The sequence below is a fragment of the Pseudomonadota bacterium genome, assembly GCA_026388255.1.
Lineage (GTDB): Bacteria > Desulfobacterota > Syntrophorhabdia > Syntrophorhabdales > Syntrophorhabdaceae > JAPLKB01.
The window spans coordinates 1-24088 of record JAPLKC010000102.1 but is presented as its reverse complement, the minus strand read 5'-3'; the positions used below and the strand labels follow the sequence as shown (position 1 = coordinate 24088).

The window sequence follows — 24088 nt, the reverse complement described above, 5'->3', positions numbered from 1 at the left end:
GACTGGATGATATGGAACCATCTGCAACCTCCATGCAAAATTAGTATTCCTCACCAACGTTGAATTTAACATTTCAAATACTCATCTTCTCTTAATCAATTGGATCCAAGTTGCAAACCCTTCGGCCACTAAAGAATATCGATAGTTTCTGCATTTTGAAAAACGATTCAACAATCTTTCCAGAATTTCATAGTTAGCCCAGTGAAAAGCGATACCGATAACCAAACAATGTTGCCGATTTTCCTCCAAAAATCTGATGAAGATAAGTTGTCTCTTGCCAAAGATATTATCGAAAGCGCAAAAGATAATGAAGAATTTCTGGAGAAGATTGTTGCCGAGTGCTTTTTTTATCTATATGTTTCCAAGGGTATCGATCCGAAAACCTCAAGAAGCGGCTACGGTGGCTATAAAAATAAAATAGAGGAATGGATGGAAACCAGATTCGAGGGGAAACCGGCACTTACCCCTTCCTGTGTAGTCTCCGAGTGTAGAAAGAACTTCAAGATTCCTGCTGCAAAGTCGTACTTTCTTAAATCCCTTGCCCGGAAAGTGAAAAATAGGGTCAGAATGAGAGAGAAAAGAGGAGGACTTGTATTCGAGAAAACCTGTAAGGACCATCCGGACATTAAAATAGTCCAGCCAATCCGTAAACCCATTGAAAGAACAGCACGTTATGCTGATCCTGATAGGTTCAAACTCTCCCGGGACAGGATAGAACCATCCCATGTGGACAAAATGATAGCTGTATCAGCATCCCTATATCCTGAATCTGTCGAATATTGGAATAGATATATTGCCGCTTTAAGGGGCGAACTGATAAAGATGGACCTCTATGATGTGGTGTATGCCTTATTCAATGCTCTTGTGTTGTACGGCAAGTGCCCGTCTTTGTTGGACAATAATAAGTATGACCGTGAGGTCTCGGATTACATGCCTATTAAGGACACATTCCAGCAGGTAGACCTCATCTCGCACAGCTTTCGTGTCCTTGATCTGGGGCTCAAACTGGTAGAACAACAACCGGTTCTCCACAGCGCAACGACAGAAGTTGTAATGATTATAATGGCCCTGGCCTTCGATATTTCCAAGATTTACGGAGCCCAAGGGAGATTCGCAAAGATCGACCATCCTAAATCAAGCTCATCCATATTAAGGGTTCTCATGGAACCCAAGGGAATGGATTGGGACTTTCTATATGATGATATTCTTTTGCATCACGAATCACCGCAAAGCAATTTCGGTGAGATTCTTAAACAGGCCGATGGGATGGCAAGGGAGCAGGAGATGGCAATCCTTAAGGGCACCCGTAGTTACCTGAATATGGAAGCATGGTTTGACCTCACCTGGTATAAAGAAATCATCCGACAAGGCATCAATGAATACCATGATGGAAAATTGGGAGCTTTCACGCTTGGAAGCACCCTCTTTGTAACACCTAATTTCCTCTTTGACGCAGTCAAAAAACTTGCAGATGAAAGGCATGTTTTCGATATTGCACTCTTTCGTTCATCAGACCGGCGGTCAGTCCTTATAAAGATAGCTCAATTTTTTAAACAAGGAGGCTATATAGCAGGCGATCTTCCCTACGGATCCTTTGGAAGATATTACGAGATTATGTATTCAACCAAAAAGCGGCCAAATGAAAGGGTGCATCTTTTACCTCTTAAGATTGATTATTTCGGAATGCCCTGTGAACTCGAAAAGAAGAAAAAAGGCGATATGCGTTGGATAGAACGCGTCACCGCGTCGAGAAATTATAGGTCAAAGAAGGAAGGATGAAACAGACATTGCAAATCATACGAAATTTATTCAGGAAAAGAACTCAACAGGAGAACATTCTCTCTCAGGATACCAATGAAACTCTATCGGAGGACAGACTTACTACCCCCCTCATCAAGGAGTCTCCCTATATCCTAACAGCACAGCCCATTGATAGCGCAATCCATGATCTCTATGCAGAGTTTGTTCACCCATACAAAAAGGAGTTTCTGCTTTTCAATTCTCTGGAAGGCACCCTTAATCTGCTCAACATACTTGAAAAGCATGGTGATTGCCCATCGGTACGAACATATGGACTGGCCTCAAACGGCACAGCTTCTCAATGGCATGTCCTTGCAAGGGTCTCCCTTAAGGACCACAGTTGCCGCGTTGCGAGGATTATAATTGCATTACACAAGAAGGAATATCCCGGAAGTTATCTTGATTTGATACCCATGCATATAATTACAGCCTTGGGTCATGATGTGGGGAAGATCCCTGCCTTCGGAAGTTTAGACAACTATGCCACGGCAGACCACCCGATCATCGGGGCCAGAGTCGTCAGGAGTTGTTTCGCAGGTCATGATACCCCATGGATAATGGCTGTCACGCAGGCAATTATTAACCACCATCGGGACAGCAATGATACTCATGACAGGATACTCCGTCGCGCAGACCACCTGGCAAGGGGGCAGGAGCTTGTTCTTTATTAGGCACAAATTTGTGCGAGTTTGTGCCTGTCTATATATATTACATACTCAGTCATTCTCCCGCACATATTTTTCGAGTTTTTTATCAATCCTACCATCAGGTAGAACCAACAACATAGGAGGTTAAAAATGGATAAGATGAAGGTTTATTTGAAAAACATGTTAAACGCCATTTCTTCACCACGGATACAGGTTCGATTATCAATCTTGCCTGACATAATTGGGCGCACTGCTTTTTGTATACTCAGAAAGTTAGCTAAACCCGGTGCTGTTGACTCCATGAACATAGTTGAGATCATCCCTGAACCATTGAAGTCCTTCCTGAACGACTGTATCGGTCCCTACATACATATTATAAAAATGCAGGGTGTATTACCGGTGGTACAGTCTCTGATAAATCTTATAGAGAAACATGGTTCCGCCCCGTCAGTGGCAATGAGCAACAGGGATGACGAATCATTGGACCTCATATCTGTAAGGGATAATCTGGCTACAATATCGCTTAAAGATCACACCTACTCGGTGACAAGAAATATGCTTGCCCTCGTGAAAGAAGAATACAGGAATTATGAAAACCTTATACCCAAAACTATTGTAGTAAGCCTTGCCCACGATCTCGGCAAGATACCTGAACTGAGAGAAAGCAGACTCTATAACACATCCGAGCATACGATGATATCAGCTAATAAGTTGGATGAACTGTTTGTAGGAATAGATAATGTCTTATGGAGGAAGGAAGCCGTTGAAGCGGTTAGAGATCACCATATACAAACCGATTATCGATTTATAAATCTTCTTAAGACTGCCGAAAGAAGAGCACGGGAGATGGAACTCATTACGTTCTCAATTGGGTATGAAATAAAGCCCTTCAAAGCCTGGTTCGATGTGGATGAATTCCTGAAAATGCTCGAACCGGATATCAACACCGATAAGAATAGAAAAAATAAACATAAGGCATTTTCATTCAGGGGAATTATCTATGCAAGGCCGGACTACTTATATGAACTGGCAAAAAACCTCTGCAACGACAAGAAGGCACTTGACCTGACTTTTGTGTACGAGTTGGAGACTGAAAACGCCATCAGGCTTGTGGCTAACGCCTTGATGAAAGCGGGTCACACACACCCCTCTCTTCAGCAGAACAGGTACGCTCAGAGGTTTGAAATTAAGTTCATTTACGGAAGGAAGCTCAAGGATTATTTCACACCGATAAATATGGATGGAAGGTTTGACATAGCCGAAATAGAATCAAGGAAATCGGGATACCTCAAGGCCATAGAGATGATATATCCGAGGTGAATGCTGAAGCAATATTAAGAGGCCGGGAAGAACCTGTTATTTTTTCTACTGAAAATTCTGTGGGTAACAACTATTTCCTTATCAACGGTTTTGATCAAAAGGGAAGTATGCCGCTTGCAAATACAAAGCTGTACCATCAACGATTGAGAGAGCCTATTGGATACCACATGAAACGTGCAAGCCCTTAACGGCATGTTTTCTGTCCATGCAGAACAAAGCTGTCTTCCTGAATGATTCTGCTGTTCCATGCACTATGATGAGTGGATATTGATGGAAAATTAGCTTGGCAAACTAGCAAAATAGGAGGAGAATTGAAAGATAAAGGGGGCATCGATGCACTGGGCTCCATTAGCATCTATGTTTGTTGGAAAGCGTGTTGGAAAATGGAATGTCATATCGAAGCGGCAGAAAGATGTGGCAGACAATGGCGGTTACTTTTCCACGTGCTATAGTTTCGAAGACGATTATAAGAATAAAGGTTTCCTAAAAGCTTACAATTATATGTATGCGTTCGGAGTTACTATTCGATCTGCTGATATGCAATCGGCTGATATCCTTAAGATAATGGCTGAGAATTGTACTTACGAGAGGGATCTTCTTAGTTTTTGCAAAGACCACAAAATGAAAATAGTCGTAACGGCAGTTGATAACGGCGCAAAAGTCTTGGCCATGCCTCTTGTCGGTCAATCAACTCAAGCTGGTCTATGTCCTATTGTCGAATGAACTCGAATAGATTCGGATGAAATCGGCAAAGATCGTTTGACTTAGCACGAAAAGCCATTGTATATTTAGACAGTTTCTTTAACTTGGGAGGGATTCGTCGACTCTCTCTAGTTTCGCCTTTGGCGGACGTAGCCGCAAATCAAAACGCAGGTGGGGTTTTGAGAATGAACGAGATGGAAGACCGCTGGTTATCAATAACCGAGATCTGCAAATACCTTGGGGTCAGTAATGACACCGTATACAAGTGGATCGACAAGCATGGAATGCCCGCGCATCGCATGGGCCGTCTTTGGAAGTTCAAGAAAGACGGGGTCGACGAGTGGGTGAAGGCTGGCGGCGCGGCAGACCGCAACAAGAAGGGTTTGGACGAATGAGGATCATCGAGGAGCTCATCTCGTTACTGGGCGGCGGCCTGAAGGCTTCCATTCACCCTAAGGCCAAATTGGAAAGAGTGGAATCGGCTATTGAATTTGAACATATTTCAAATAGCGCCATTGACCCTGAAGATGTAATTGCTTGGCTGGTTACGCAGCCGAACGCCAACGGCACTTTATATTTGGAAAATGTGGTGCGACAGTATATGGGGGTGCTCCGTGCCGCACCCGCGAAACTGCAAATTCATGTCGTATTTGATGTTACGAGCGTTTTCTCCTGCCTTACACCTGATGAACTGAATGCCTATTGGGACATTTGCAGAGCTGCGCCAAACTATAAGCAAGTGAACAGCAACACTTCTGGTATGTTCTCTGCTGGTATGGGCTGCTACATGAGATATCTGCAACATTTATCAGATGTACTCAACGTGGAAAAGCCGGATGTTGTTCAGTTGATTGAAAGTCACAATTTGAAGCATGTAGACAAGCGAGATTCAGGCGGCGCATTATGGGTAATTGGCGGTAGAGAACTCTCGCCCACAATGCTGAAACTCCGTGACTCTGGCTTTTCTTTTACTTTCAAGGCTGGCGGTGGGCGTAGCAGCGATTACAGAGATGCTTGGTGGTATAAATCTTTAGAACCTGTAAATAGGCCAAAGTCTGAAAAACCAGAAGAAGCACAGCCCGTCTATACAGGATCGAAAGGGATCACCAATTTGGCACAGCGCTTTGACTTCACTCGCGCAGAACTTTGTGCACTCCCCCCTAATGCTGTCCCCGCCTCGCCTCCTAATCCTGCGCTTGACCCTGAGGTAATTGAAAAGCTGACTGATGTTCTTTCGGCGCATTTCGCTAATGGATACAGGCTGAACTCCTCTATTGAGTTTGCGCGTTTTAGGTCTTTTGCCGCAGAGGATTTTGGCGAGGAAATCGTCCTGTCTCATGAGGAACTGAAAAGGTACATTTCGGCTTGCGGAACTACGTATGAAGGCAAGGTATATGCTGTATCGGCAGAGACTAAAGAGCGAATCAAAGAATTGGTAGATGATTACTTCTCCGACGGCGCACAAGTCATATTCTTTTCCGAGTTCTATACCAAGAACGAGAACTGGCTGTTCGAAGCAAGCGTGGTCTCCGAGGATATGCTCATCGACCTACTCCGTAGGCTGTTTCCGAAGCTGTCGTTCACACAGACCTATTTCGGCTACACGGGCGCTTCTGTCTTTGCCGCTCTGGAGGGCGAAATCCTACGCGTGTGGGGTGACGATGTTCTGCTGATCTACGGCCAACTTGCCGAGCGGTTGCGTTACGTACCCCTTGAAAGGATTAAGTACGCCCTCGGTCAAAACGGCGACTTTATTTGGAGCACGGTGGAGACCTTCTCACACGTCAGCCGAATTGAAATCACCGACGAAGAGCGGTAAGTAATCCGCGAAGCCGCGGTGCGAGAATGCAACGCTCGCGGCTATGCCTCGATTACAGACTTACCCTTCGGTGAAATCGAGGAACGCAACTACAAACTTTCCATCACGGCGACTCATGATGCGGTTTACCGCATCTGTCTGTCGGACAACTTCAATAAAAAAGGCAAAATCGTCGCGCGGAAGGGAGATGTCTTTGATGCGTTGACCATAATGAAGGAATACTGCCGAACCATCGATAAATGCTCGCTTGACGACCTGCTGACCTACGAGAAAGAACTGACGGGTGAAGTTCACCGTTGGATTCCGATGGAAGCGGGCAACACAGTTCTGGTTCGTATTGATAGAAACACATATGTGGCGGACAAATATGTTCGCTTCAACGCCGACATAATTGATGAAGCAATCGGGCTGTTTGTTAAGGGAGATTATCTTCCGCTTAAATTTTTCACCACATTCGGGGTGTTCCCTCACTGCGGTCAGACGTGGAATCTGTTTTTGCTTGAGAGCTACTGCCGTCGCTTTAGTAGGGTGTTTCGGTTTGATGCCCCATCGGTTAACTCGCGGAACGCCGGAGCGGTCATTCGCAAAAGCTGTAGCATGGACTACACGGAGATTATCACCGATGCCGTGGCGAATGCCGACGTTTCCTTAAAAGCCACCGCCGTGGGCAAGTTCCTGTATGAGAGCGGCTACACGGGCAGAAGCACAACCGCAAAAGTTAATGAAATCATAAATAAGGCGAAGGCCATACGAAAAAGAAGGAATTGAAGATGTACTCGTATACGTACGACAAGAAAACGGGCGGGTTACTTCTTAATTCCTCGCCGACCTGGTTCTCCAAAGAACCCCGCCCGGTATACGCGGCCGAATTGGACGTGCTGGGCTTTGATAAGTATTGGAAGTACGACAAGCAGACCGACTGTCCCTATATGTGGGCGGAAGCAAACCATTACTACTATCGCGGGACGCTCGTCGCAAAACTGAAAGGCGGCAGCGTCTACACCCCTCCGGAGATTATCATTCCGAACGGCGAGGACGGCAAACCGATAATGCCGGAACCTAAAGGCATATCGCTTCGCCCCGTTGACATAGGGGCTATGGTTGAAGCAAATCATGCGATGCTTGAAATCATCGAGCAGACCACGGTCAAGAAAATACTTGCAGTCTACACCAAGTACAAGGACAGGCTCGACTGCTTCCACGTGGCATTTTCGGGCGGCAAGGACAGTTGTGTCCTGCTCGACCTCGTTAAGAAAGCCCTGCCCAAAGGCAGCTTCGTGGTGGTATTCGGCGATACGCGCATGGAGTTCCTGGACACCTACGAGGTAATCGAAAAGACCAAACAACAATGTGCCGAGGATGATATACCGTTCTGCATTGCCAAGTCGCACCTCAACCCGAAAGAGTCGTGGAAGTTATTCGGCCCCCCATCGCGTGTGCTCCGTTGGTGCTGCTCGGTGCATAAAAGCACTCCGCAGACGTTGAAGTTGCGGGAGATTACGGGAAAAGACGACTATACGGGTTTGGCGTTCGTTGGCGTTCGGGCTCATGAAAGCGCGACACGTGCCGAGTACGAGTATGAAAACTATGGCAAAAAGCAAAAGGGGCAGTACAGCCACAACTCAATCCTCGAATGGACATCTGCAGAAATATGGCTTTATATCTATGCAAATGACATAACGCTAAACGAGGCGTACAAAAAAGGTAGCGCAAGGGTCGGTTGTCTCTGTTGCCCGATGGGCGGCGGCAAGGCGAGTTTTACCGAACAAGCGAATTACCCGCAAGAAACAGAAGTGTACTTGTCACTCATTCGCAGTAGTAACTCAAGGGCTATCATAACCGCCGAGAACTATGTTGCTAATGGCGGCTGGAATGCCAGAAAGAACGGGAGATTCCTAACGGATAACAAACCGATTTATTCAGAGTCTGTCAAGAATGCCGAAATTATTATTGAAGTTTCATTCCCAAAGACGGACTGGAAAGAATGGATAAAAACGCTTGGAGACCTATCTGGCGACGGCGATGATTACATCATTGTTTTCGGAGGTCAAGCCCATAGCTTTTCCTGTAAACCAGGCACGAAGGGTTATGTGGTCAGGTTAGATGAAAAGAATGCAAAAGACAATCCACTCTTCGGGAAGCTGTTCCGATATGCATTTCGGAAAGCGGCTTATTGCCTAGAATGTAAGACGTGTCAGGCTATATGCAAATTCGGATGTCTTAGCTTTGATGACAGTTTGAAAATAGAGAACTGCCGACACTGCTTCGAATGCCATTCAATGAATGCGGGTTGTTGGGCATACGACTCACTGAAAATCCCGAAAGGAGAAGAGCAAAAAATGAAAACGATTAACTGCTTCAGCAACCACGCGCCGAAAATCGAATGGTTTAGTGACTTCTTCGAACAAAAGCAAGGATTCCTTACGGAGAACTCGTTAGGCCCCGTCCAAAAGACGAAGTTTAAACGCTTTCTTAAAGATGCCGAACTTATACTTAAAGAGGAGGTGACGGCGTTTGCTGAGTTAGGTTCGTCTATGGGCTGGAATACCGAAGCGTTTTTGGGGCTTATGCTGACGAACCTTGTCGCCAACAATCCACAAATCGAGTGGTATACACAAGCGCTGGATGTGGGGCGTTCATATAGACGGAGCGAGATTGAAGATACGCTATCCGCCGACGGACAAAGCAAGGACAACATTTCAAGCATTCTCAATGCTTACAAGCGTCTGGTCGAGACACCACTCGGCGCAAGCCTGCACTGGGGCTTCGTCACAGACCAGGGCGACCTCGTGCGCACGAAATGCTCGGTGAGCGACCCGCGCGTGGTGCTGTACGGCCTGTTCAAGTTTGCGGAAAAATGCAACGACTATAAGGAGTTCACGCTTGCCACGCTCCTGAATGACAGCATCGATCGAGACGGCATCAGCCCCACCCGCATCTTCGGGCTTGACCGTGAGGATATGACGCCGCTCTTGTTAGGACTGTCGGCAAAGTACCCTGAATTCATTATGGCGTCGTTCACCCACGACCTCGAAAAGATAACACTGGCAGAGGACAAATCGTCACAAGAGGTACTCAGCTTGTTTAAGGGGGATGCAGCAAATGGCCAATAACAACAAATACCGCGAATACTTTGACATTGACGAGGAGTATTTCCCTCAGGTCAACGACTCTGCCATCGCCGCCGCTAGCCCGGATTTCTGGACTCGCACATACCCGCACTACACGTTCATCGAAATGCTGAACAACATGGAGCGGGTATTGGCGCGGCAGGAGAAGCGTTCCATCTGGATTGAGGGCGCGTACGGCACGGGCAAGTCGCAGTGCGCCTATGCCCTGAAAAAGATTCTCGAAGTGCCGGAAGAAGAGCTCCGCGCCTATTGGGACAGATACGAGCCGCTGAAAAAGAAAACTGACCTGCTCGAAAAGCTAATCGGTCATAAGCAAAAGGGCATCATGACCGCCTACCGATACGCTTCGGGTATGATTGACTCGCCCCGCGACCTCTTCCTTGCTGTTCAAGAAACACTAAAGGCTTCACTGGTAGCGGCAAACCTTTACACAGGCGAGAACACCCTGAAAGAAAGCGTCATCGTTTGGATTGACGAGCCGTCGCACAAGCTGTTCTTTGACGCGCTCTTGAAAAAGCCGGAGTGGTCGGCTCTGTTCAGCCAGTCCTCCGCTGATGAGGTGCTGAACGCCCTCCGTAAGGGCGGTGAGGTCAAGACGCTGATGGATAACATCTTCCGTCTTGCCGACAAAGAGGGCATCACCGCGCTGAATATTGACACTAACAGGCTCATCGCTTGGCTGATGGACATTATCGACCGCAACAATGTTAAGGTTGTCTTTATTTGGGACGAGTTCTCCGATTACTTCAAGAACAACCGGGAGAGCCTTTCGGAGTTCCAGAAACTCGCAGAGTTGGTGAACCTAAAGCCGTTCTACTTCATCGTCGTCACGCACGAATCGGGACAGTTGTTCACGACCGCCGACACGACTTGGACAAAGGTGCGCGACCGATTTATTCCTGTGCAGATTGCTCTGCCAGATAACATCGCGTTCGACCTCATCGGTCACGCTTTCAACGTGAAGTCTGCCGCCAAGCCGCAGTGGGACATTCTTGCCGACGACCTGAACGACCGAGTCAAGAATTCCCGCTCCAAGGTGATGGCGCTTGCGAAGATTGACAACCCACAGGTGATGAAGGAAATCATGCCGCTTCACCCGATGGCGGCTCTGCTCCTCAAAAACATAGCCTCTGCGTTCAAGTCCAACCAGCGGAGTATGTTCGACTTCATCAAATCCTCTAACGCGGACGATGCAAAGGCATTCCAATGGTTCATTGAGAATAAGGGTCCCTTTGACGACCACCCGCTTCTCACGGTGGATATGCTGTGGAACTTTTTCTACGAGAAAGGCAGGGATAACCTCACATCAGACATTCGCCTGATACTGGACACCTTCCCGCAGCAGCAGAATTTGCGTGAGGATGAGAAAGCTGTCCTGAAAGCCATTCTCATTATGCAGGCGATTGATCAGCGGTTGGGTGGCACGATCGACCTGTTCAAAGCTACCGAACAGAACCTCAGCTATGTCTTTGAGGGCATCCCAGACTTAGAGGGAACGAAGTCTGCCAACCTTGCGAAAGGGCTTAAGGAAAAAGGCATCCTCGTTTCAAACCCGATAAGCGGTGGGCGGTATGCCTATGCGGCTGCCGTGCTTGCAGGAGACCAAGCCAAGATCGACAACCACAAGAAAGATATTCGACAAAACAGTACAACCTGGAAACTGGTGCCAGAGGGTGGACTATCTACTGTTTTGTCGCTTTCGCCTGCCCTACGTCTGAGGTTTGAGCCTGAGCCGGGTACTGGCAAAATAACCCCTGTAACCACCGCTGACTTCACACGCACAATCAATATCCTGCGTGACATAGCCCACGCGGGGTGGAATTTCCACGCCGTCATCGCCTTTGCCAAGGACGATGCGGAAGCGGCAATCTTCCGCAAGACCCTCAAGGCTGCGGTTGCGGATAAGCAGTATGAGAACATCGTATTCATCGACGCACTCTCTACACCGCTGGGCTCGGAGGCGTTTGAGCAGTACGTGGACTTCTCCGCTATGGCGATGTACTACCAAGGTAGCAACAACACGTCGTCTCGGGAAAGTGCGGATAAAGCAAAGCGTGTCTTAGACCAAGACTGGAAAAACCGTATCTATAACGGTCAGTTTGTCGTATACACTTACGCAAATCAAGAGGGCGAGAAACTCGGCAACGGGCAAGGCGTAGCAAGCGTCCTCCAGACCATAGTAACGACCAAATTCCCGTATGTGTTCGATTTTGCCAAGAGCCTTACAGAGAGCCAACTTAAGATAACTCCTGCGATGAAGCAATCGGCAAAGTCCGGCATATCGCAGGCCACGAGCGGTGTTGTTGTCGGCGTCGAGAAGCACGTTCTTCCGACCGCTTGGAAGATTGATAGATATTGGGAAAACCCTACGACAGCGGCTTTGCCTATCTCGAAAATTAAAGTCGAGTTAAACAAGCGCATCGAGGTCGCATTTGCCCGCGACGGGCAGATTTCAATCGGCGAAATCTACGACTTCCTTGAGGAAACCTATGGCTTTGCACCGTGCAACCTCTCGTCGTTTATTGCCGGTTTTCTGTTGAAAGAGTACGGCGGTGAGCCGTTCCGCTACAGCGACTCAACCGGCGGTCACGAGCAGATGACGCAGGACAAACTTGCGGAGATGCTCGGAAACTACATCGGCAAGTCTCCGAAGCCGACCTATATCGTGAAGATGACAGCCGACGAAATGGCGTTTTATGAACTTACCGAAAAGGCGTGGAGGATACCCGCAAATTCGTGTTCTTCCGCAGGACAGGCTGCCATAGCCGTGTCTACGAAAATGCGTGGTCTGAACTTGCCGGTATGGTGCCTTAAAGAAGTGGACACAGTAGGCATCTTTGATGTGGTTCAGAAGTACATTGAACTTGTTCAAAAGGAAGGCAACGAGGCTCATAAGAAAGCGGTGGAAATAGGAAAGATTGCGTTCGCCAAGCCATCGCTCGCCGACAGCTTGCTTGCCCTGCTCACAAGTGAGAACTGCCAGAAAGGTATGCGCGAATATCTCCGCTCCTTTGAGAGTGGCAAAGTTATGGAACTTGCCACCGCAATTGGTGCTGAGAATAATGTCCTTGCCGACATTTGCCGCTTGTTCGGAGTGAAACACTCGTGTCTTTGGGATAAGCAGACAGGCGAGGACGAAATACGCAAGCTGCAGACCGAGTACAGCGTGGTCAAAGAAAGCAATACAATTCTGAATGCTGCCGCGCATTCCCTGACCGACGCGTACAAGGAGTGGCGCGAACGACTGAAGTTCATCGGCATCTCATGCGAGGCTCTGCGGGCAAAGTATCCCGCCTTGGCAAAAGTCCTCGATACGCTCCTGAAAATCTGTAAGCAAGAGGATATACTGCCCGAACAGTTGAAAGTGTTCCATGCGGAGTTGGCGGCGCACGGCGGGGAAATCAGGGAATTGCTGAACAACGACAAATATGCTTTTGCCGAGGTCTATGAGCCGTACCTTGAAGACCTGAGCGATAACGACATCGCCGATGTGAAGAGCAAACTTCAAACAGGCTTGTTTGAGTTACCGAAAACTGACTGCAACGTCAAGGTAAAAGATGCTGCCGAGGAGTTCCGCAAGAACCAGTTGAAATCGCAACTCTTCCGCTTGTGGAAAGACAAGACGGGAACTAAAAACCCGCGTGAGTGGTCGAGTCGTTACAGGATGCCTATCTTGTGCTGTGCATCCGCGGCTGAATACGAAAAAGCTAAGAAAGCATTTGAAACCCTCAACCGAAACTGGGGAACGGATTCTGAAATCAAATCCGCTCTTGCGTTCCTTGAATCCACCTCGCTGTTCGGCATCTTTGCGGATGAAGAGAAGCGGAATGCGGCATTCAAGCAGGATATTGTCGGCGAATACAGCGCGTTGCTTCCTGACTTGGATAAGGTCAGGGACACGCTCGACCGCCTTTCCGTAGACACTTACGATTGGCGGGACAATCCAAGCGTCAAGGGCAAGGTGAAGCAACTCGCCGAAGCGGAGTACAACGCTGGAGGTAGCGACAAGGTTCTCCTGAAAATCGACGAGATGGACGACGCCCAGTTGAAGCAGTACCTCAAACGGCTCGTCAAGGACAACATGACAGTCGGAATTGAAATACTAGTGAATGGAGACGGGAAATAGAATGCAAATTGACTCGGTAAAGAAATACCTGACATCCTCCGTCAAAACACCATATTTCCTGTTCATCAGCGACAGGCAGTATGCGACCGCAATGGATGAGTTGTCGGTCTTGGGGCTTGATTTCGTCACGATGAGCGGTTTCTGCAACAACGACGACAGAATGCCTGACATCGATGGACTCTTCACCTATATCAAGGCTGCAGGTGAGAATGGAAATAGCAAAAAGTTCGTTGTAACTGGGCTTGGCGAGTTTCTTGCGCTTCGCGGAAGCGATGAGGCAATACGCACCCTTTCGCGGCTGAAAGACCATAATGTCGGCGGTGCAAAAGTCGTGTTGCTTCTGCGAGGGCTTGCCTCGCTGATTGCCGGGCTGCAGACCGACCCTCGCTTTGACAACCGTCGGTTCAGCGTCGTCGACAAGGCTGAATGCGACTTGTCGTTTACCCTTGCCGCCCCGTCTGTCGGATTGTCGGCTTTATCGGGCTTCAAAGCGATGCTTGCGGAACTCGAAAATGGGCGGCGTGGTAGTATTGTCGTGAACACGGCTGTCGATCTCGATAAGGCGTTATTCACGGTACATCGAATCAGCAGCGCCTACGAGGGCATTAAGTTCTTAATAAGGGGCTTTGTCTTGGCGCATTCCTGCGGGAGCGACGCTCGCTGGGCAGAGTTGCTGACAGAACTCAACCAGAGCAACGGGGCTCTTGACGAGGTCTTCGAAAAACACGATCTTGGCAATAATCTGGAGTCGGATTTTTACGCCCGTATTGCCGGGAGTGACTACCGCAACTGGCTCTATTTCATCTGCCTGAAGAGCAAAGCAGACACATTGCAGGACGGATATCTTCGGTTCGTACTGGACAAGACTAGCCGTTTTGAGGACTTTGCCGGGCATGTCCTGAACGCGATAATCGATATCCCGCACACGGATAAGCGGTTTCCCTCGTTCTATCAGGAGCGTAAGGTTCTAGTCGAGAAGTTCCCTGAGCCGGATATCGCTGACTTCGTGGTGAATAATCGAAAAGTGGTGTCTGAAAGCATTTATAAGCTGACGGATAGCACAAGGGTGGAGCGTGAAGAGATCATCGCTTGGCTCTCGAAAAACGGTATGGTTCCGCATCTTGATGGTCTTTATCCAGCGTTGGCGGCTTACCTGAAAAAATATGTATTCAAATGCCCTGGACTGGCTGACTTGCTGACAGAGTATTTCGAGGCGTATAAACGGCAAAAGCTGTCTAATGAGCTTGAACCTGAATTCTTGGAAAAGGTTGATGAACTTGCTTTCTCGCGGAAGTTCAACAGGCTGCCGACGCGGAACGAAATTATGGACAACGTGGATAAGAGCGACACCTTCCTGTACTGGCTTGATGCCCTCGGTGTCGAATTTCTGGGCTTTATCGAAGCCTTAGCACAAAAGCGCGGTTTGTCGGTTCGGGTCAACATTGCCCGTGCGGAACTTCCGACTATAACGGTCATCAACCGAGACTTTTTTGATGGGTGGCAAGGTCGCAAAGAGAAGAACGATAACTTTGATGATACCAAGCACAAAGACACGGGCGGTTACAACTTTACTAATAATGAATTGCCCATCCATCTTGCAAAAGAACTGGACATCATCACGGCGATGATAGACAAGGCGGCTACGGAACTTGCGCTAAGGCATTGCAAACTCTTCCTGATTGTAAGCGACCACGGCACATCGCGGCTCGCTGTCCTGCGACGCAAGGAGGAAAAATACGATACCGATACGACAGGCGAGCATTCGGGGCGTTGCTGTGAGATGTTTCAGCCCTATGACCTCCCGTTCGCCGCAGAGGAGAACGGATACCTCATACTTGCCGATTACGGACGCTTCAAGGGCAGCCGCGCAGCGAACGTCGAGGTTCACGGCGGGGCGTCGTTGGAAGAAGTAGTCGTTCCCGTCATTGAACTGTCTCTGAAGGATGGAAGCGTAACGGTTAAACTGGTCGACGAGAGCGTGACCGTAGACTTTCGAACCGGCACGGAGATTAAGCTGTTCTTTAACTCGCCGATGCAGAATGTTTCTGTTGTCCTTAATGGGAAGCCCTACTCGGCTTCGCAGATAGATGTGAACCACTACTCCGTGAAGTTGCCTGACACAAAACGGGCAGGCGACTATTCGGCGGACGTTTACGCGGGCGACAACCTGATTGGCAAGATTATGATTAAGGCGCAAGGCAAGAGCGGCAAAGTCAATGACGCTTTTGATGGCTTGTTTTAGGAGGTACGATTGATGATTGAGAAACTCAGAAATTGCTTTGACGAGATGGTCGTGTACAAAGACCTCAAGAAGAGCAACTTCTTCTCCGCTCTGAGCCTGCCTTCCTTTATGCGTGACTGGCTCTTAAAGAGGTTCGAGGATGAGAACGGTTACTTCGACTCCGATGAATTGGTTAGTTTTGTGCGGACTTACTTGCCGCGCAAGGACGACTGGAAGACAATAAAGGATAAAGTTATAATCGAACAAGAGCGAGTGAAGTTCCTTGCTAAGGTGTCGGTTGATATCGACATCAGGACGAGCGAGGTGTCGTTTGCGTTGCCCGACTTCGGGTTGTCAAACAAAGATACCGTCATTGAGGACTCGGTGTGGCAAAGCTGCAAAAACGACTTACTAAACGGTCGTGAGATTTGGGGAATGGTAGAAATCGGTCACCGTCAGCCTGATGACTACAAGGCAAAGGGCTCGAATCATGGCAAAATCAAGCTGACGGCGTTTAAGACTTTCTGCCCATATACCATTGATATCGACTACTACAAAGATGCACGTCGAGAATTCACTACAGCGGAGTGGCTTGATGTCCTGCTTGGTGCGGTGGACTACAACGCGAGCGGTTATCTCGGCGATGAGGAAAAGAAACTTACGATGCTCACCCGTCTACTTCCGTTCGTTGAAAAACGGCTGAACCTTATTGAACTTGCCCCGAAAGGAACCGGCAAATCATATTTGTTCGGCCGCGTCAGCCGCTTCGGGTGGCTTTCGAGCGGCGGCGTTATGAGTCGTGCAAAGATGTTCTATGACCAAAACAAGCGTGTCGAGGGATTAGTGTCCGGCAACGACTTCATCACTTTTGATGAAGTACAGACCATTTCGTTCACCGATGTGGACGAAATGCGCGCCGCATTGAAGGGCTACCTTGAATTGGGAATCTTCACCGTCGGCAACTACGAGGGAAAAGCAGAAGCGGGCGTTATCCTCTGCGGCAACATCAAGAAGGAAACGATGGACGAGGACGGCTTTGGTAATATGTTTGAGGAACTGCCGTCCGTGTTCCACGAATCGGCTTTGATTGAACGTTTCCACGGCTTCATCAAAGGGTGGAATATCCCCAGAATGAACGACGACCTCAAAATTGCAGGTTGGGCGTTAAACTCGGAATATTTTTGCTCGATTATGCACGAACTGCGCGATGATATCAGTTACCGCGCAATTGTGGATGAACTTATCGAAGTCCCCGAAGCGGCGGACACCCGTGATACAGAAGCGGTCAAGCGTATCGCCACGGCTTACCTGAAGCTGCTGTTCCCGCAGGTTCGCAGCGCAGACGACATCACTGCCCGCGAGTTTAAGCGGTACTGCCTTGACAGGGCGCGAAAGATGAGGGATACGATTAAGTACCAGTTGGGGCTGCTCGACGCGGAGTATCGCGGGAAAGACATCCCTGCGTTCAGCGTCAGGCCTGACCCTGAAGAAGTGAGGTAATTGTGTGGGAAAAAAACGCTGTTATGTGTGCGGAAGAGAAGCCCTAAGCAAAAACGAAATCGGACTGACCAAGAAACTGCTCGATAAGGAGTCAAAGAGGTTCTATTGCGTTGATTGCCTCGCTGAGTATTTGGAAGTCGATACTGAGTTCCTGCTCGCCAAGGTCGAGGAGCTCAAAGAACAAGGCTGCGATCTATTCTGAGAAGGTGAGGCCGTGATTTACGCAGACAACGCCGCGACTACAAGAATATCTGACAGCGTCTTTAAGAAGATGCTCCCGTTTCTGCGTGAGGAATACGGCAACGCCTCCAGCCAGTATTCGTTTGGGGCAAAAGCCAAACGCGCTATAGAGCAGGCACGAAAACATGTTGCAGTGGCCATCGGTGCAGAGCCGCCTGAAATCATCTTCACCTCCGGCGGTTCGGAAGCGAACAGTTGGGTGTTTCGATGCGTCGCGGATACCTACCGTATCGAGCCGATGCACATTGTAACTACTGCTATCGAACATCATTCTGTGCTGAACGTTTGCCGCTCACTTGAACAGACTGGCATTCAGGTTACCTATTTACCCGTTGATAAGACGGGACATGTTTCGGTCGATAATGTAAAGGCGGCAATTAGACCCCACACCAAACTGGTGTCGGTTATGCTTGTCAACAACGAAATCGGCACGATTCAGCCGATAGCGGAGATAGGTCGATTACTGAAACCTGAAAGCATTCTGTTTCATACGGATGCTGTGCAAGCTGTCGGACATATCCCTGTCGACGTAAACGACCTACAGGTTGACTTTTTGACTGCCTCCGCACACAAGTTCAACGGGGCGAAAGGCACGGGAATTTTATATAAACGGTCTGCCTTGCAATTATTGCCATTGGTGTTCGGCGGCGGACAAGAACACGGTCTTCGCGCCGGAACGGAGAATGTCGCCGGAATCGTAGCGGCGGGTTACGCTATTGAGGAAAGTATCGGTGAAATGGCTGATACGGCAAGGCGGCTGAAGGCAATGGTCGAAGATACCGTGAATGGCATAAAAGAAAAAATACCCTCCATAAGGGTTAACGGGGGCAGCGAGTTCCGTCTCCCCGGCACGGTCAACCTTTGTTTTGACGGCGTTTCGGGTGAATCCCTTATGCATCTGCTTGACCTGAAAGGTGTTTGCGTGTCCACAAGTTCGGCTTGCACTTCAGGTAAAGACGAGCCATCGCACGTGCTTCTTGCTTTGGGGCTTACCGAACAGCAAGCAAAGTCGGCGATTCGCATATCTTACGGTCAATACAACTGTGCAGATGAAGTCGGTAAGGTAGTCACGGCTGTGTGTGATGCTTACAAAAAGATAGTTGAAAACTGCTGATAGCGTATAATTGTACATAGCCGCATATATTCGATTCCATTCCCCTTGACAGCTCATTTCTTTAAATATACAATTAAAGTATATTATGAGAAACGCTGAAATAAGGACAAAACGAATACTTAAGCTGGCGGGCACCCTCCCGTCTTTTGGCGCGGCTGACCTTGCTCCGATTGGGGAAAAGCCTGCATATATGAACATCATCTTGTCCCGTTACGCGAAGCGAGGAGCGATGCTTCACCTGCGTAAGAATCTGTATGTGACCAAGATATATCTCGATAATGCACAGCGCAAGGGCATCTTCTCTGACTATGTTGAATTTATTGCCAACAGGCTCTACTTGCCCTCTTATCTCAGCCTTGACTATGTTCTCCACGAGCACAACATGCTTACCGAAATTCCCCGGAATATAACATCGGTGGGACTTCGCAAAACAGATCATTTTACCAATGACCTGGGCAATTTCATCTACCACAAAATCAAGGAAGAATTGTTTCTCGGATTCAATGTGGTGAAAAAAGGCGATTTCTCAATCCTCAAGGCAACCAAAGCCAAGGCGCTTTTTGATTTTCTCTATTTCCGAAAAAGACTGCTTACCGACAAAAGAGCAGTGGAGGAACTGCGGCTCAATCTTGATGAATTCAAAGAGAATGATTTTAAAGAGTTTATAGGATATGTTGAAATGGAAGGGTCACCAAAAATGAAGGAGATTTTTAATTGGCTAAAATAACAACTATCCTGGAAACTATCAAACCGGTTCTCGCAAACCTAATAAATGAATCTCCGTCAAAAAATAATCTTTACAAGTGGAATCTTCTCAAAGAGTATCTTCAGATAGTAGTCCTTGATTTTATTTACTCACATCCCGATTATGGCCAGCTTCTTTTTTACGGAGGTTCGGCTCTTGCACACTGTTTTGACCTCCAGCGTCTTTCTGAAGATTTAGATTTCATTGATGAAACAAAAAAGATCAATGTTTCAAAACTGGCCAAGGATTTAGAAAACTATTTTAGAAAGCGTACTGATCTTGATGTCAAAACAACTGTCCAGAAATTCCGCATATATTTAAAGTTTCCAATCCTTCACGATCTCGGCGTTACCACAAGAGAAGAAACAGACATCTTATTTCTCAAGGTTGAGATTTATTCCGAGTTTGATTTCTGTACAAAATACTCTACGGACATTCGCCCGATTTTCAGGCATAACCGCTCCGTTCTCATTAAGACCCTTGATATATCTACCCTCATGGCAACAAAAATCAGGGCGATCCTTTTCCGTAAGTGGGAAAAAACAGACAAACAGGGGAAAACAACGGTGAAGGTAAAAGGTCGGGACTATTTTGATCTCCTCTGGTATCTTCAGAAAGGCATTCAGCCAAACCTATCCTGCATAGAAGGCTTTGAGAACATGAAAGATCTCAAAGATAGGCTTCTTGCAATAATCGCCAGTATAGATAGCCAGAGTATCCAGCTTGACCTTGAGGCCCTCATTAGCAACCCCGGTTTTGTCAATAATATGAGTAAGAATATGAAAGCGATTCTGGATCGGGAGATTTCGGAGAAACTTTAAGAGCAACTCCCTGAAATGTAATAGCTGATCGGATTGAAAATAAAGCTAAAAGCGTATCCTGCCTACTTTGGACAGCCTTGCGAGTAGCAGACAACTTTGAAAAGTGAAATATTCCCGAAAGATTAAATATTTGTAGAGTCTTAGGAATAGAATATTGTCTAAAATTTTACTTTTATTATAGGCATAGATCGGAATTAGTAGTAAAATCTCTTAGATTTATATGTTTAGATCAGATCAACCAATACAATCCTCTAAAGAAGATATTCTTGGAAGAGATTTGCCAAGTCTCTTGCCGACGGAATATTACAGTATGATCAAAAGGACAGCCTTTCGATAGGGCTTTTCGGACCCTGGGGATCAGGCAAGACGTCAATTGTCAATATGGCCCTGGAAGAAATTCAAAAGCATGATGAAAAGAAGGGGAAGCAGGAAAACCCTATCATCGTTAAGTTTAATCCGTGGTATTTCTCAGACCAAAATCAGCTTATTGCGCAATTTTTCAAAGAACTTTCGGCGGCTGTCAGTAGAGTTGATAAAAGTAAAAAGCATATCAAAATAGGGCAAGCTCTGCAGGCTTATGCCGGCTTCTTTGAACCGCTGAGGCATTTCCCGGCAGTGGCGATAGTTGGCAACGTTGCGAGAGCCATCAAAACCATTGGAGCCGTGACGGAAAAAGCCGGTCAAGATCAGGCAGGGGATTTATGGGACGTAAAATCTGAGTTAAGCCAGCTATTAGCGAATCTTGATAGGAAAATACTAATTGTAATTGACGATATAGATCGACTAAATAATAGCGAGATTAGGCAGGTTTTCCAGTTAGTCAAATCGCTGGCTGATTTTCCTCACACAATTTACTTTTTGTCTTTCGATAAAGATGTTGTGATAAAAGCTTTGGGAAAAGTGCAGGAAGGCCCCGGGATGGCTTACCTTGAAAAAGTAGTTCAGGTGCCATTCGAGATTCCCCAGATTTCGCAAGACGAAGTGGAGCGTTTACTATTTTCGATGCTCGATGAGATCATCAACGGGATACCAGAAGAAAGATGGGACCAAACGCACTGGGGTAATATATACCACAGCGGGCTTAAGCATTTTTTTAAGGATATCAGAGACGTCAATAGATATATCAATACGCTGAGATTCGGATTTGAAATGGTCAAAGACGATCTTAATCCGATTGATTTCATAGCGATAACCGCTATTCAAGTTTTTCTGCCTGAACTGTATTATGCAATAAGAGACAATAAGGATTTATTTACTGGGATTTCACATTCCTCCTATTACGGGCAATCGGAACAGGCAAAAAACAAACAAAAGGATTCCTTGGAAGCTATTGCTGGCAAAGTTACGGAGCTGCCATCGGAAACGCTCATGGATTTTCTGGAGAGGTTATTTCCAAAACTCTAAAATGTTGGACACTCCGATAGTTTCTTGGAGTCCTGGAGAAAAGCCGGCAACATAGCGAGCCCTGATATGTTTGATGCGTATTTCAGACTATCACTACCTAAAGGTGAGTTATCTCAAAATGAAATCAAGATGGTATTGGCGTCCGGGCGCAATGATGAGCTATTCGCTGAAGAACTTTTAAAGTTGAAAAGCGAAGGCAAGATACTAAGGTTTCTCGAACGTATGCACGATTATACCCACGAGGATATTCCAGAAGAACATATTCAACCGATAATCACGGCGCTTATGGACGTTGGTGATATGTTTCCGGAGGGACCAAAAGGATTTTTTGAAATTGAGACCTCCATGAAAATTTTGCAAATATTCTATCAACTGAGCCAACGCTTTGATGACCAGACGCAGCGTTTTGAGATTTTCAAGAAAGCGATTATACAAGCGAAGCGAAGTCTCTACACGATTGTTGATGAAGTTGCCGTTCAATGCCAACAGCATGGAAAATATAGTTTGAAGGATAATCCGGAGCCGGAAGAGAAAAGAACTGTAAACTCGGATCAGCTCAAGGAGCTTGAAAGTCTTGCTTGCGACAGAATAAAGCAATGGGCGGAAAACAAGAAGCTATTACAGCATCAGCATTTCGTGAGTATTCTCTTTATGTGGGATCACTGGGATGAGAAAAAGAACATAGATCGATTCGTTCGCGATGTTATCCGCACAGACACAGGTCTGATAGTCTTTTTAACGAGTTTTTTAGGTGAGAGCAGAAGTCACGGGATGTCGGATTACGTTAGTAAGGTGAACTGGAGAATGGATCTCAAGAGCATTGACCATTTTATCAGCATCAAGATGATAGAGCCGAGGGTCAGGAAACTTTTTTCATCCCCAAAATATACCAATCTGGAGGATAGACAGAAGACTGCGCTAAAGACCTTCCTGGATACATTTGATGGAAAAGTTAAGGGTCGGTTTTAGGCCGATATAGAAATTTGACTGGATTTCTGGACGTGGTAAAATTGAGATACAAATATTTATCAGATACAAATCTATGGCAAAAAATAGAGAAACAACATTGGTGCACCGAAGCAAGCATTGGGCCTTTTTCTTTTGATCGTATCCCTCGATGTAACCCAGCCAGTGTTTTCCGCCATGCCAGTATATATAACGTACAGGTTTCATGATCTTGCTTTAAGCATATCGCCGATTATTCTTGTTCACGTGGAAAGCTGTCTATAAATCGTAATATCTCTGAGTGAGCTATTCCTTTTTCACGTTTCTTTGATATAATCAACCTTTCGCCTTCATCGAGCACTACGTCATTTCTCCCATTGAAAAATAGCGCCAATTCATCCTTTGTGACTGTAACATCCCTTATTTTCTCAAGAAGACTGTCGCTGACCTCTCTGTCATCAATAATAATAGATTTATTTCCAGTCTTATATTTAGATAGCTCCAGTCTAAGTTCGCGATCTCCAAGAATAGGGCCCATAAGGATCTTTCTTCGTTTAAACAGAAAAATATTCCGATTTGCGTCCTGACAAACAATTGCTATTACAGGGTTTGCAGCAATGGTACCTTTAAGAATTGTTTTGGCAAATCTTGTGTTGGAAAAGAGGAAACATAGTTCTAATGCATAATTTTTTTCTGCAAGAAAATATATGATCTGAAAATTCAAGCCGGGAAGAAACAGATTTTCGGGGAATTCCATCTTTATAACTTCTTGTGACAGGAAGGGATTTGCAGAAGGATCGATCAGATAGTCCGGATTTATGTTTATGGATATTGCCATTTTACGAAGAGTTTCCATTGAAAGTGAAGCTGATCCTTTCTCGTAAGCATTAACTGCCTGATGTGTAACTCCTGCCGCTGCTCCAACCCCGGTTTGAGTCTTTCCTTGCATTACCCTGGCCAGTCTGAATAACTGATAGTATTCCATATGTGATTCTTATATCAAAAAAGTAGTTGCAAATCAAATCAAAATTACTTTAATTATTCCTTGACATCTTATTGCAAATAAAATATATTGGATTTGCAACTGCTTTTATACCGGCAAGGGGTATTTATTATTTGTAATGGCGGTAGCCTGTCGTGGAGGAGGGTTTTGTCGATAGTCTACAACAAGGAGGGCAGGGTTTGCCGAAGAGTTATGGCAGGGTAGAAAATTATGATAATGACCGATATCTCGACCTCAAGGGTCTTTCTGAATATTCATCTTTATCAGTGCGGACCCTCCGGGAATATCTCATCTACGACGGAGACCCCATCCCCTCCTATTGCATCAGACGAAAGATTCTTGTGAAACGATCAGAATTTGATTCGTGGATAAAGAGATACCGAACTGACTCGAACAAGATTGGCCCCAGCTCCGACGATCTTTTAAACGAGCTAACAAGGATCTAATTAATGGATAGACTTTCACCTCTCCTTGTGGCAAAATCTTTACTGCGTATAGGTTGCATTTTGCACAGTCTGAAGGAGGTATAAGATGGGTGTGACTGTGCGCC

At 46.7% G+C, this 24088-nt stretch carries 18 protein-coding genes and 1 pseudogene; 18 read left to right on the top strand and 1 reads right to left on the bottom strand.

Annotated elements, in window-relative coordinates; genetic code table 11:
- Positions 1–201 precede the first annotated feature (201 nt).
- From NT178_15660 to NT178_15580, 17 genes and pseudogenes are all read left to right on the top strand, one after another.
- Positions 202–1779: a hypothetical protein gene (locus NT178_15660; protein ID MCX5813963.1), complete on the top strand. Its 1578-nt coding sequence runs from the start codon at positions 202–204 to the stop codon at positions 1777–1779.
- A complete protein-coding gene (locus NT178_15655; protein ID MCX5813962.1) occupies positions 1776–2471 on the top strand; it encodes an HD domain-containing protein in 696 nt (231 codons plus the stop codon). The genes NT178_15660 and NT178_15655 overlap by 4 nt, the downstream gene beginning before the upstream one ends.
- A gap of 126 nt (positions 2472–2597) precedes the next feature.
- Positions 2598–3767 (top strand): hypothetical protein, encoded by a 1170-nt coding sequence (locus NT178_15650; protein MCX5813961.1) that lies wholly within the window; start codon positions 2598–2600, stop codon positions 3765–3767.
- A gap of 333 nt (positions 3768–4100) precedes the next feature.
- Positions 4101–4490, top strand: a complete 390-nt coding sequence (locus NT178_15645; GenBank protein MCX5813960.1) for a hypothetical protein — start codon at positions 4101–4103, stop codon at positions 4488–4490.
- A 164-nt stretch (positions 4491–4654) separates the two neighbouring features.
- Positions 4655–4864, top strand: coding sequence for a helix-turn-helix domain-containing protein (locus NT178_15640; GenBank protein MCX5813959.1), 210 nt, complete (start codon positions 4655–4657; stop codon positions 4862–4864).
- Positions 4861–6288 carry a hypothetical protein gene (locus NT178_15635; GenBank protein ID MCX5813958.1) on the top strand — a complete coding sequence of 476 codons (1428 nt, stop codon included), beginning with the start codon at positions 4861–4863 and terminating at the stop codon, positions 6286–6288. The genes NT178_15640 and NT178_15635 overlap by 4 nt, the downstream gene beginning before the upstream one ends.
- A gap of 18 nt (positions 6289–6306) precedes the next feature.
- Positions 6307–7056: a hypothetical protein gene (locus tag NT178_15630; GenBank protein ID MCX5813957.1), complete on the top strand. Its 750-nt coding sequence runs from the start codon at positions 6307–6309 to the stop codon at positions 7054–7056.
- A gap of 2 nt (positions 7057–7058) precedes the next feature.
- Complete coding sequence (locus NT178_15625; GenBank protein MCX5813956.1) at positions 7059–9401, top strand: phosphoadenosine phosphosulfate reductase family protein; 2343 nt, start codon at positions 7059–7061, stop codon at positions 9399–9401.
- Complete coding sequence (locus NT178_15620) at positions 9391–13545, top strand: hypothetical protein (GenBank protein ID MCX5813955.1); 4155 nt, start codon at positions 9391–9393, stop codon at positions 13543–13545. The genes NT178_15625 and NT178_15620 overlap by 11 nt, the downstream gene beginning before the upstream one ends.
- On the top strand, positions 13529–15787 hold the full coding sequence (gene pglZ, locus NT178_15615) for a BREX-4 system phosphatase PglZ (GenBank protein MCX5813954.1): 2259 nt from the start codon (positions 13529–13531) through the stop codon (positions 15785–15787). Before NT178_15620 ends, pglZ begins: the two co-directional genes overlap by 17 nt.
- 12 nt (positions 15788–15799) lie before the next feature.
- Positions 15800–17266, top strand: coding sequence for a BREX system Lon protease-like protein BrxL (brxL, locus tag NT178_15610; protein ID MCX5813953.1), 1467 nt, complete (start codon positions 15800–15802; stop codon positions 17264–17266).
- A gap of 4 nt (positions 17267–17270) precedes the next feature.
- The gene (locus NT178_15605) at positions 17271–17468 is read left to right on the top strand and encodes a hypothetical protein (protein ID MCX5813952.1); all 198 of its coding nucleotides are present in this window, start codon (positions 17271–17273) and stop codon (positions 17466–17468) included.
- Positions 17469–17480: 12 nt separating this feature from the next.
- Complete coding sequence (locus tag NT178_15600; protein ID MCX5813951.1) at positions 17481–18620, top strand: cysteine desulfurase family protein; 1140 nt, start codon at positions 17481–17483, stop codon at positions 18618–18620.
- Positions 18621–18705: 85 nt separating this feature from the next.
- Positions 18706–19347: a hypothetical protein gene (locus NT178_15595; protein ID MCX5813950.1), complete on the top strand. Its 642-nt coding sequence runs from the start codon at positions 18706–18708 to the stop codon at positions 19345–19347.
- Complete coding sequence (locus tag NT178_15590) at positions 19335–20186, top strand: nucleotidyl transferase AbiEii/AbiGii toxin family protein (GenBank protein ID MCX5813949.1); 852 nt, start codon at positions 19335–19337, stop codon at positions 20184–20186. Before NT178_15595 ends, NT178_15590 begins: the two co-directional genes overlap by 13 nt.
- Before the next feature lie 285 nt (positions 20187–20471).
- A pseudogene (locus tag NT178_15585) lies at positions 20472–21590 on the top strand (P-loop NTPase fold protein).
- Positions 21591–21614: 24 nt separating this feature from the next.
- A complete protein-coding gene (locus NT178_15580; GenBank protein ID MCX5813948.1) occupies positions 21615–22559 on the top strand; it encodes a hypothetical protein in 945 nt (314 codons plus the stop codon).
- Positions 22560–22788: 229 nt separating this feature from the next.
- On the opposite strand, the gene NT178_15575 is transcribed toward NT178_15580, so the two are convergent.
- A complete protein-coding gene (locus NT178_15575; protein MCX5813947.1) occupies positions 22789–23520 on the bottom strand; it encodes a helix-turn-helix transcriptional regulator in 732 nt (243 codons plus the stop codon).
- A gap of 197 nt (positions 23521–23717) precedes the next feature.
- Between NT178_15575 and NT178_15570 the strand changes: the two genes are divergently transcribed.
- Complete coding sequence (locus NT178_15570; GenBank protein MCX5813946.1) at positions 23718–23984, top strand: helix-turn-helix domain-containing protein; 267 nt, start codon at positions 23718–23720, stop codon at positions 23982–23984.
- Positions 23985–24088 lie beyond the last annotated feature (104 nt).